This is a genomic window from Rhodococcus sp. LB1 (assembly GCF_001583455.1).
GTDB lineage: Bacteria > Actinomycetota > Actinomycetes > Mycobacteriales > Mycobacteriaceae > Rhodococcus_F > Rhodococcus_F opacus.
On sequence record NZ_LTCZ01000207.1, the window covers coordinates 1 to 7279 of the forward strand.

Sequence of the window (7279 nt, forward strand, 5' to 3'; positions counted from 1 at the left end):
CCGAGAATGGCACCGGTGCCCCGCCACCGTGAGTGGGGCACCGACGACGTGAAACGCAAGGGCGGCGACTACTTCGACGCCAAGGCGACACCGCGCCACGACCCCGACGGACAGTTCGCCGACGAGCCCGTGACCGCCGAACTCACACAGACGATTTCGCCGGGCTTCTCCGTGGTGCCGGCTGGCACTTCGGGCAACTGAACGACGAGCGGTTCATGAATTTCTCCCGCCGGATCGCGGTGCCGCACCGCGGGCACGGGCGATCCTCCTGACCGTAGGCGGACAGCGAACGGTCGAAATAGCCCGACTCGCCGTTGACGTTCACGTAGAGAGCGTCGAAGGACGTGCCGCCCTGGGTGAGCGCCTCACGCATGACCTCCTGCGCGGCCGTGAGCACTTCACGGATCTTGGGACCACTCAGCCTGTCGGTGAGCCGATTCCCGTGGATCTGGGCGCGCCACAGCGCCTCGTCCGCGTAGATGTTGCCGATGCCGGAGACGACGGTCTGGTCCAGAAGCGCACGCTTGATCTCGGTGTGCTTGCCGCGCACGACCTTCACGGTCGCCGTGAGGTCGAACCGCGGATCCAGTGGATCACGGGCGATGTGCGCCACCGAGTCCGGCACGAGCGATCCGTCGACGTCGACGAGAGGTGCCAGCGCCCAGCCCCCGAACGTCCGCTGGTCGACGAACCGGAGGTCGAGACCGGAATCGAGCCGGGCCCGGATGCGCAGATGCTTCTCGGTCGGCAATTCCGGTGGCTGCACGAGCATTTGACCACTCATGCCCAGATGCACCACGAGAGCGACGGTGCTGGGTTCGAGGACCAGCCACAGATACTTTCCACGACGGTCGGCGCTCGCGATGCGTTCGCCGGTGAGCTGTCCGGCGAGGTCGGCGGCGCCGGGCAGATGACGCCGGATCGCCCGCGGATGCAGGATGTCGACGGAATCGATCGACGCCCCCACGATGTGGCGTTCGAGTCCGCGCCGGACCACCTCGACTTCGGGTAGTTCAGGCACTGACGTCGTCGGCCGCTACGTCGGGGCCTGCGTCGGACAACGCATTCCACGCCGTGCTCGCAGCCTTCTGCTCGGCCTCTTTCTTGGAGCGGCCGATACCGACGCCGAGGGGCTTGCCGCCGATGATCACGGTGGCGGTGAATTCCTTGTCGTGGTCCGGGCCGGTCGCGGTGATCTCGTACGCCGGGACGCCGACGCCACGCTCCGCGGTCAACTCCTGCAGACTCGTCTTCCAGTCGAGACCCGCACCGAGACGGGGGGCCCGCTGGAGGAGGTCGCTGAAGAGGTCGAGTACGACGCGTCGCGCCGTGTCGATGCCGTGCTCGAGGTGGATGGCGCCGAGAATCGACTCCATGCCGTCGGCCAGGATGCTCGGCTTGTCACGGCCACCGGTCATCTCCTCGCCCTTACCGAGCAGGAGATGCGCCCCGAGGCCGCCCTCCCCGAGAGTGCGGGCCACCTCCGCGAGCGCGTGCATGTTGACGATGCTCGCCCGGATCTTCGCGAGGTCGCCCTCGGACTTGTCCGGATGCGCAAGGTAGAGCTTCTCGGTCACGGTGACTCCGAGCACGGAGTCGCCGAGAAATTCGAGACGCTCGTTGGTGGGGAGACCACCGTTCTCGTACGCATACGAGCGGTGCGTCAACGCCAAGGTGAGCAGCGAAGGCTCGATTTCTACGCCGAGGGCGGCGAGGAGGGAAGCATGATCCTCCTCGCCGCCGGCGGGTGTATTACTGATGTCGCTCGTCACAACGCCTCTCCGCGGAGAACTAGACGGCGGCAGTGACCTGGCGGCCCTTGTATGTGCCACACGACGGGCACGCGACGTGGGGCAGCGTCTTCTCGCCGCAGCCACGGTTGGGGCAGGTGACGAGAGTAGGCACAGTGGTCTTCCACTGGCTGCGACGCGACCTCGTGTTGGATCGCGACATTCTGCGCTTGGGGACAGCCACTTCTACTTCTCCTCGGCTTCGGTGTTCACAAGATTCTTGCTGGGTTCTGATTCCACGCCAAATTTGGCTGCAAGACCAGCCCAGCGAGGATCAAGTATGTCATGCCCATGGCCAGATTCGGCAATCGCCAGGCGAACGCCACATTCTGGGCACAATCCTTGGCAGTCGTCACTGCAGAGCGGCTGCAATGGCAGTGCGAGGCCGACGGCATCGATCACGACGGGTTCGAGGTCGATCTCGTCGTCCACGACGTGATAGACCTCCCCCTCCTCCGTGGTCTCTTCCGTGGCGCTGTCCGGGTATGCGAACAGCTCCGTGAGAGTCAGGTCCACCGTGCCGGAGAACGGCTCGAGACATCTCGAGCACTCCCCCACGGTGTCGGCTCGCAACGAACCGGTGACCAGGACCCCCTCGGATACGGCCTCCAACCGGAGATCGAGATCGATCTCCGATCCTTCCTCGATGGCGATCAGGTCGAGACCGATGCGCTGTGGCGCCGTCACCACCCGTTCCACGGTGCGCATCGAACCGGGACGACGGCCGAGTTTGACCGTGTCCAGCACGAAATCCGCGTCCCGTCGGGAACGCGATGAGCTGTGGCGATGGGATGACAACAAACTTCACTTTCGAGAAAAGGGAAACGACTAAGGGCAACCACTCCACGATACGCAATCTGCGCGGTGGAGCCAAATTCGATCGAGTGCGGCGACCGACGGTCGCTCAGCGGCGACGCTCGGCGCGACGGTCGTCGACGTCGTAGTCCGAGGCGTAGTCGGGTACACCCGAACCGGTCCGCAACTGCTGACGTCCCCGGCCGACGGACCGGACGGTGCCGTTCAGGAAGTCCTCGAATTCCGCGAGCTTCGTGTCGACGTACAGGTCGCAGTCCGAGCGGAGACGATCGGATTCGGCGTGCGCGGAGTCGATCACCCGGGCCGACTCGGCGTGCGCCTCCTGGACGACCTCCGTCTGCGAGACGAGGCGCGCCTGCTCCGCCGTACCCTCCGCAACGGACCTCTCGTACGAGGCCTTGCCCGACTCGATCATGCGATCGGCCTCGGTCCGCGCTCGACCCGTGAGTGCGTCGTATTCGCGCTGGCCTTCCGCAACCGAGGACTCGGCCTCGGCGCGCGCGTCGGCGACCAACTGCTCGGCGTGCGCGCGGGCCTCGGCGACCATCCGGTCGGCCTGCGCCTTCGCGTCCGCCAGAATGCGGTCGGCGTCGTCGCGGGCGTTCTCGATGGTGGAGTTCGCCTCGGCGTTGGCGCTGGAGATCGTCTTCTCCGCGTTGGACCGCGCGTCCCCCACCAGTTTGTCCTTGTGGTCCAGGACGTCCTGGGCGTCGTCGAGTTCACCGGGAATCGCATCGCGCACGTCGTCGAGCAGTTCGAGGACGTCACCGCGTGGGACTACGCAGCCGGCGGTCATCGGTACGCCGCGTGCCTCTTCGACAATCGCGACAAGTTCGTCGAGCGCCTCGAATACCCGGTACACAAGCAACCCCAATCATCCATGACCCTCAGCAGGTCGGCGCAGCCTTCTTCGTGCAAGTCTGCCCGACCGGACGCCGAGGGTGTGTCGTGGCAGCCGGTGTGTCGGGTATCAGCTGCTCTCGGCGGCGCGCTCGGCGATCCTCGCGAGAAGACGGGCGTGGACCTTCTCGGGCAGCATGTCGGAGACGTCGCCACCGAACGTGGCCACTTCCTTCACGAGCGAACTCGACAGGTAGCTGTACGTGGGGTTGGTCGGGATGAAGAGGGTGTCGACGCCACTGAGCTTCTGGTTCATCTGCGCCATCTGCAGCTCGTAGTCGAAGTCGTTGGCGCCGCGCAGGCCCTTGACGATCGCTGTGATCCCTTGCTGCTTGGCGTAATCCACCAGCAGGCCGTGCCAGGACGAGACCCGCACGTTGGGCAGCTCACTGGTCGAGTCTTCGAGCATCTCGATGCGCTCTTCGACGGTGAACAGGCCACGCTTGCTCTTGTTGACCATGACCGTCACGATTACCTCGTCGAACTGCGCGGCAGCTCTGCCGATCACGTCAAGGTGGCCATTGGTCACGGGGTCGAAGGATCCGGGGCAGACAGCGCCAGTCATGAGTCCAGACCGTAGCAGGTCGCCAATTCGATTCTCGCCTCGCCGTACTTCTTCGCCTTGACGGGTGCGAAGCCTTCGGGCCAGGCCGTCTCGGGTGACCTCGACGACCGCTCGAGCACCACGATCGAGCCGTCGCCGACCCAGCCGTTGACCCGCAGGTGGCCGAGCACCGTCTGCACCGCCTGGTCGTCGACGGCGTACGGCGGATCCGCCATCACCAGGTCGTACGGCCGGTCGGCGATGCCCGCGAGCACCGCCGCCACCGGAGCGCCGCGCACTTCCGCGCCCGGTAGCCCGACGGTCGTCACGTTGTTCTTGATGATGCCCGCCGCTTTCGCGTCGGACTCGACGAGGACGACGCGGTCCGCACCCCGGGAGAGCGCCTCCAGCCCGAGCGCCCCCGAGCCCGCGTAGAGATCGAGGACGGACGCGCCCTCGAGGTCCATCCGGCTGTGCAGTGCGCTGAACAATGCCTCGCGGACCCGGTCCGAGGTGGGCCGGGTCCCGCTCGGCGGGACCCGCAGGCGTCGACCGCCCGCGAGTCCCGCGATGATCCGAGTCACTCGCTCGCGGACTCCCCTGTCGCCACGACGGCGAGGAGGTCGCCGCCCTCGACCTGCTGGACCGATCCGATGGCCAGCCGGGAGACGGTGCCACCGCGGGGGGCGGTGATGGCCGCTTCCATCTTCATGGCCTCGATGGTCGCGATCGTGTCGCCGGCGGAGATGTGCTGGCCCTCGGTCACGGCGAGGGTCACCACCCCGGCGAACGGTGCCGGCACGTGGCCGGGGTTGTTCTTGTCGGCCTTCTCCGCGGCGGGCAGCTCACTGGAGATGGAGCGGTCGCGCACCGACACCGGACGCAGCTGCCCGTTGAGGATGCACATCACGGTGCGGTATCCGCGCTCGTCGGGTTCGGAGATGGCCTCGAGCCCGATGATCAGCTCGACACCCTGCGCGAGGCGGACCCGGTGTTCGTCGCCGCGACGCAGCCCGTAGAAGAACTGGTTCGCCGAGAGCTGCGAGGTGTCGCCGTACTTGTCGCGGTGCTCGAGGAATTCCTTCGTCGGGCCGGGGAACAGCAGCCGGTTGAGCGTCGCGCGGCGTTCCGTGGACGTGCCGGAGAGGGCCTTCTCGTCCTCCGCGGACAGCGGCACCTCGGGCTTGGCTTCGCCGCGGCCTTCGAGGGCCCGGGTGCGGAACGGTTCGGGCCAGCCACCGGGCGGGGTGCCCAGTTCGCCGCGCAGGAATCCGACCACCGAGTCGGGGATGTCGAACTTCGCCGGGTTGTCCTTGAATTCCTCGGTGGAGGCACCGGATCCGACGAGGTGCAGGGCGAGGTCGCCGACGACCTTCGACGACGGGGTGACCTTCACCAGGCGGCCGAGCATCCGGTCGGCGGCCGCGTACTTGGCCTCGACCTCCTCGAACTTGTCACCGAGACCGAGGGCCACCGCCTGGGTGCGCAGGTTCGACAGCTGACCGCCGGGGATCTCGTGGGTGTAGACGCGTCCGGTCGGGGCCGGCAGCCCGGACTCGAACGGCTTGTAGACCTTGCGCAGCGCCTCCCAGTACGGCTCGAGGTCGCACACGGCCTGCAGGTCCAGGCCGGTGTCGTGCTCCGAATGCGCGGCCGCGGCCACGATCGCCGACAACGCCGGCTGGCTGGTGGTGCCGGCCAGCGCGGCCGAGGCCCCGTCGACCGCGTCGGCGCCCGCCTGCCACGCGGCCAGGTAGGTCGCGAGCTGACCGCCCGGGGTGTCGTGGGTGTGCACGTGCACGGGCAGGTCGAAGTTCGTGCGCAGCGCCGTCACCAGGGTGGTGGCGGCCGGGGCGCGGAGCAGTCCGGCCATGTCCTTGATCGCGATGATGTGCGCGCCGGCCTCGACGATCTCCTCCGCCAGGCGCAGGTAGTAGTCGAGGGTGTACAGGTTCTCGTTCGGGTTCGACAGGTCGCCGGTGTAGGACAGGGCGACCTCGGCGAGGGCGGTGCCGGTCTCGCGGACGGCGTCGATGGCCGGCCGCATCTGGTCGACGTTGTTGAGGGCGTCGAAGATGCGGAAGATGTCGATGCCGCTGTTGGTGGCCTCCTCGACGAACGCCCGCGTCACCTTCTCCGGGTACGGGGTGTAGCCGACGGTGTTCCGGCCACGCAGCAGCATCTGCAGGCAGATGTTCGGCACGGCCTCCCGCAGCGCGGCCAGCCGGTACCACGGGTCCTCGTGCAGGAACCGCAACGCCACGTCGTAGGTCGCACCACCCCACGCCTCGATGGAGAGCAGTTCCGGGGTCAGCCGGGCGACGTGTCCGGCGACGTCGAGCAGACCGCTGGTGCGCACGCGGGTCGCCAGCAACGACTGGTGTGCGTCGCGGAAGGTGGTCTCCGTGACGGCGAGGGCCTTCTGCTCCCGCAGTGCCTTGGCGAATCCTTCCGGGCCGAGGGCGAGGAGCTTCTGGCGGCTGCCGTCCGGCGGCGGGGTGGACAGGTCGATCTGGGGCAGCTTGTCGCGCGGGTACACCGCCGACGGCCGCTCGCCGTGCGGCTTGTTGACCGTCACGTCGGCGAGGTAGGTGAGGATCTTGGTGCCACGGTCGGCGGAGCTGCGCAGCGTGAGCAGCTGGGGGCGCTCCTCGATGAAGGACGTGGTGACCCGGCCGGCCTTGAAATCGGGGTCGTCGAGCACCGCCTGCAGGAACGGGATGTTCGTCGACACACCGCGGATGCGGAACTCGGTGACCGCGCGGCGGGCCCGGGCGACGGCGGTTTCGAAGTCGCGGCCGCGGCACGTCAGCTTGACGAGCATCGAATCGAAGTACGCGGACACCTCTGCCCCGACCGACGTCCCGCCGTCGAGGCGGATACCGGCACCACCCGGGGTGCGGTAGCCGGTGATCCGACCGGTGTCCGGGCGGAACCCGTTGGCGGGGTCCTCGGTGGTGATGCGGCACTGCAGCGCCGCACCGCGCAGCGTGATCTTGTCCTGACTCAGCCCCAGATCCGCGAGAGTCTCCCCCGACGCGATCCGCAACTGCGACTGCACCAGGTCGACGTCCGTGACCTCTTCGGTGACGGTGTGCTCGACCTGGATGCGCGGGTTCATCTCGATGAACACGTGGTTGCCGCGGGTGTCGAGGAGGAATTCGACGGTGCCCGCACAGGAGTAGTTGATCTCCTTCGCGAACGCCACGGCGTCCGCGCAGATCTTCGC

At 67.6% G+C, this 7279-nt stretch carries 8 protein-coding genes and 1 pseudogene; 1 reads left to right on the forward strand and 8 read right to left on the reverse strand.

What is annotated here, in order from left to right; translation table 11 throughout:
* A pseudogene (locus tag AZG88_RS25550) lies at positions 1-201 on the forward strand (pyridoxamine 5'-phosphate oxidase family protein); the annotation flags it as partial.
* On the opposite strand, the gene mutM reads toward AZG88_RS25550, so the two are convergent.
* From mutM to AZG88_RS25585, 8 genes are all read right to left on the reverse strand, one after another.
* Entirely contained in the window at positions 143-1021 is an 879-nt protein-coding gene (gene mutM / locus AZG88_RS25555) for a bifunctional DNA-formamidopyrimidine glycosylase/DNA-(apurinic or apyrimidinic site) lyase (RefSeq protein WP_005240450.1), read from the reverse strand. The pseudogene AZG88_RS25550 and the gene mutM overlap by 59 nt on opposite strands.
* On the reverse strand, positions 1014-1772 hold the full coding sequence (gene rnc, locus AZG88_RS25560) for a ribonuclease III (RefSeq protein WP_005240448.1): 759 nt from the start codon (positions 1770-1772) through the stop codon (positions 1014-1016). Before rnc ends, mutM begins: the two co-directional genes overlap by 8 nt.
* 19 nt (positions 1773-1791) lie before the next feature.
* Positions 1792-1974, reverse strand: coding sequence for a 50S ribosomal protein L32 (gene rpmF, locus AZG88_RS50500; RefSeq protein ID WP_005240446.1), 183 nt, complete (start codon positions 1972-1974; stop codon positions 1792-1794).
* Positions 1975-1976: 2 nt separating this feature from the next.
* On the reverse strand, positions 1977-2537 hold the full coding sequence (locus AZG88_RS25565) for a YceD family protein (RefSeq protein WP_025432339.1): 561 nt from the start codon (positions 2535-2537) through the stop codon (positions 1977-1979).
* 157 nt (positions 2538-2694) lie between these two features.
* The gene (locus AZG88_RS25570) at positions 2695-3468 is read right to left on the reverse strand and encodes a DivIVA domain-containing protein (RefSeq protein WP_005240442.1); all 774 of its coding nucleotides are present in this window, start codon (positions 3466-3468) and stop codon (positions 2695-2697) included.
* A gap of 108 nt (positions 3469-3576) precedes the next feature.
* Positions 3577-4071 carry a pantetheine-phosphate adenylyltransferase gene (coaD, locus tag AZG88_RS25575; protein WP_005240440.1) on the reverse strand — a complete coding sequence of 165 codons (495 nt, stop codon included), beginning with the start codon at positions 4069-4071 and terminating at the stop codon, positions 3577-3579.
* Positions 4068-4634, reverse strand: a complete 567-nt coding sequence (gene rsmD / locus AZG88_RS25580; RefSeq protein ID WP_061042902.1) for a 16S rRNA (guanine(966)-N(2))-methyltransferase RsmD — start codon at positions 4632-4634, stop codon at positions 4068-4070. The genes coaD and rsmD overlap by 4 nt, the downstream gene beginning before the upstream one ends.
* Positions 4631-7279: pyruvate carboxylase (locus AZG88_RS25585; protein ID WP_061042906.1), on the reverse strand; the 2649-nt coding region annotated here is incomplete at its 5' end. The genes rsmD and AZG88_RS25585, both read right to left, overlap by 4 nt.